This is a genomic window from Pseudomonas syringae pv. coryli str. NCPPB 4273, assembly GCF_000972175.1.
Lineage (GTDB): Bacteria > Pseudomonadota > Gammaproteobacteria > Pseudomonadales > Pseudomonadaceae > Aquipseudomonas > Aquipseudomonas syringae.
Genome location: NZ_AWQP01000079.1, coordinates 1 through 3431, shown reverse-complemented (window position 1 = coordinate 3431; position 3431 = coordinate 1). Strand labels below are relative to the sequence as shown.

Below are 3431 nucleotides of genomic sequence, written 5' to 3'. Positions count from 1 at the left end.
ACTGCACGCCGCGCTACATGGCATCGTCGCCTGCGCAGGTGCGGCGGCCAGCAACCAAAGCTGCGGCAGCGGTGCAGCAGGCGCAGCGGCGTCCAGCCTGCTGACCGGTTTGTTCTCGCAAAGCAGCCCGGACGAAAGCGAAGAGCAACGCGAAGCCAAACGTAATTTGATCGTCAGCCTGGTGACCGGGCTGGCGGCGACCAGTACTTCCATCGACCCGACTGCCGCGAATACGGCGGCAGGGGCGGCGGTGGATAACAACTGGCTGGCGACGCAGCAGATTGTTCAGGCCAAGAAAGAATATGACGAGGCCGAAGGTTATGCGGCCAAGCTTGAGGTGGCGGGCAAATGGGCATACATCAGCGGTAAACAGGACGTCCTGACCCATCTCGGCATCGGCAAGGGCCTGGTGCAGTCCGGCTGGAATGATGTGGCAGGCCTGGCTGAATTCGCGATGCACCCGATTGATGGTCTGAACGGCCTCAGTCAGCTGATCAACAACCCTGAGGCCAGAGCGCAGTTTGGCGACAGCGTCGTCAATGAACTGAACACCAAAATCGCAACAGTCAAAACGGCCCTTGAAGTCGGCGGCGACGAAAACGCCGAAGCGCTGGGCAAGGCCATCGGCGAAATCGCCTGGCAGGTTGGCAGCATCGCGACGGGTGTGGGTGGCGCAGCGAAGGGTGGCGTGGCGCTGGCCAAGGCAGGCATCAAGGTTGGTGGTGCGCAGCTTGAAAAGATGGCTGAGATCGCTAGAATCGAGAAGCTTGCGGCGAAAAATGCTAAAAATCCGAATCCGATGAGTGCGATGACGGATTCTGAGGCGGGTGTTAACAGCCTACCCAAACTTGGCTCTTTGAAAGGAGAACCTGAACTTCCTCCAAAAAATGCTTCTCCAGATATGGTCAGATCAATTGAGCGTCAGAATGAGGCGTCAAAAAAGCTTGCTCAGGCAGGGTATGATGTTGAGCAATTACCCAATACTGGGAGAAAAGGGGGAAATCCTGATCTGAAAATTAATGGCGACCTAGCTGATGTATTTTCCCCAAGAACTAATAGCCCTATTTCAGTATTGATGACAGTAACTGAAAAAGTTCAAAAACAAGCTAGTAGCGTAGTTGTAAATCTAGCTGATTCACCGTTAACATTTGGTGAGATTGAAAAAGCGCTGTCTACACGCCCGGTGGAAGGGCTGAAAAAACTTTACCTAATGAAAAACAATGAATTTAAAATAATCGAGGTAGCAAAATGACCATCACTATGAACTTGGAGATCGAACAAGGTATATCTTTTGACGATATATGCCGCACATTATCCAGTATGAATACGGACTATCAGATCGAAGAAAAACACTTGACAGGAAACTTTATAAGCTCTAACGCTTACTTCGTATTTCGCCACATAGTTCCTTACGAGGAAATTGTAGCAGAAAACGTAATAGCTGATTGGAAGGTTGGCATGAGAGGAGCGTTTCACTCACCTATCGATACATTATCTGAAAGTTCGGAAGACATAAAAACATTCCTTAGCGAACTTGTTAAACAGACTCAGTTTAAATTCATATTATCCTTCCAGTTTGAAGAGGTATACGCACTTCGCGACAATAGCGGAATTCGCTTTTTAAAGAATATGATTGATTGACTCATGATGCTCCAAAACCGAATCGTTTTGCCCGGTATTTTAGCCCGCATACTTAACCACTGAAAAAGCAAATCGAAGACCATAATTAAAATCATGCATACAAGAAGTTTGAAGTCATCGATTTACGCCTAAAAAATAGGCAAAATGGCGCTTCGACGACGCCGGCCATGTATTTACGGCGCCATCTAAAAAGGTTTTTCTTGTTTAATACTTCTAGATCGAAGAGTGCTTATATGTAAACTCATATCAGTGCAGCCCGGTACTATCACACGAAATCAACAATATTATGATACAAAGGGTAATCGACTGAAGTGCGAGGGTGGTAAGTGGCTACCATGGTGAGAGAAGTGAACATGAATGCCGTTTTCGATTTAGAAGCAGATTTGGTACCAGGGCTCAGCGCAGCAGGCTTTGAGCTGGGTAGCTCACTTGAGGGAATCTTAAAAAAAATAGGTCAGGTAACATGGTATGACTCCAAATCTACCACATATGAACTCTTGGAAAACAACACCGGTTGGCTAGGTATTAGGGAGGAAATACGATTTAAGGAGCACGGCGACTTTGTGAATTATCTATTCTTCAAGAACAGGCTACTGAAGCTCGCATTCATGAACGGAACCTCTCTATATAACATAAATGTGGGTATAGGTTATTCTGGTAATTTTGAAGGCGTTAGGCCAGGATTGGAGTTAGGGTCTATAAAATCACCTTTGCTAATTGAATTTAATGAGTTTGATGATGATTTTCTTATTTTGAATGGAGAAACTGTCATTGATGGTATTAGCCTTTTGACAGATTACAGGGCACCCCTAGAAAATGCCCCAAAGCAAAAAATCGAATATGTATCAATTCATAATTGGGCTATTAGAGATGAGGCTGTAGGCGGCTGAAATATAATTATACGGCATAGTTTGAGTAGGGTGGATAATACAATTCAAAGACAGTTTGAAGTTCTAAATGAGCTTGCTGAAAATCTTTCTGGCGAAGCTGATTGCGACTATCAATTCCTCTATTGTAAAGGCGAGGTTGATACTGAAGAAGGCTAGGTGGAGTCCAGCTTTAAATTCAATATTAACAATGAAGCAAAATCAGTATTCTTAACTGATGCTGCTGAAGAAAGCATGTCTGGCCTTGTATTTGAGCTAGCTAAATTATGAAAAAACAAATCGGTGGTTGTTGAGAATGGATGACCTGATCCATAGGCAAAAAAGCGAAGCTAAGGTTCACTACGAGTACTAATACATCAACTCGGGAACCTCTTAGTCTATTTTTTCTAAAGCAGCGTTAATCAACCGACTTGTTACATGCAGCCTCACCAGCCGCGACATCAAGAACAAGGCCGATTACGACGCCAACACCGTCAGCCTCGGCGGTGGCTACAACGAAATCGGCAAGGACCAGAAAGGCAACGTGCAGACCGGCGGCACGGTCAACCCTGGCACCGACCTGGCGAAGAACGAAAACAATATCGGCGCCAACATGCCGATCGCCATCAGCGCCAGCGACAAGGCCAGCAGCGTAACGCGCAGCGGCATCAGTGGCGGTGCCGTCGTCATCACCGACGACGCCGAACAGCAGAAACGCACGGGTCAGAACTCCGAACAAACCGTCGCCAGCCTCAACCGCGACGTGTCCAGTGATCGCAACGGCAGCAACTCGCTCAAGCCGATCTTCGACGAAGACGAAGTCCGCGCCGGGTTCGAGATCGTCACTGCGTTCTCCAACGAAGCCAGCACCTTCCTCGCCAACAAGGCGCGGGAAGCGGACCTCAAGCGACAACAGTCCAAAGA

The 3431-nt window shown here is 47.5% G+C and carries 4 protein-coding genes; all 4 read left to right on the top strand.

The features are described 5' to 3' along the window. On the top strand, window positions 1–1252 hold a 1252-nt coding region (locus P406_RS29525), incomplete at its 5' end, for a CdiA C-terminal domain-containing protein (RefSeq protein ID WP_046237794.1). Further along, window positions 1249–1641, top strand: a complete 393-nt coding sequence (locus P406_RS26150) for a hypothetical protein (protein ID WP_046237793.1) — start codon at window positions 1249–1251, stop codon at window positions 1639–1641. The genes P406_RS29525 and P406_RS26150, both read left to right, overlap by 4 nt. 353 nt (window positions 1642–1994) lie before the next feature. Then, window positions 1995–2531 (top strand): hypothetical protein, encoded by a 537-nt coding sequence (locus tag P406_RS26145; protein WP_156174845.1) that lies wholly within the window; start codon window positions 1995–1997, stop codon window positions 2529–2531. Between the two features lie 520 nt (window positions 2532–3051). Next, window positions 3052–3431: hypothetical protein (locus P406_RS26140; protein ID WP_046237791.1), on the top strand; the 380-nt coding region annotated here is incomplete at its 3' end.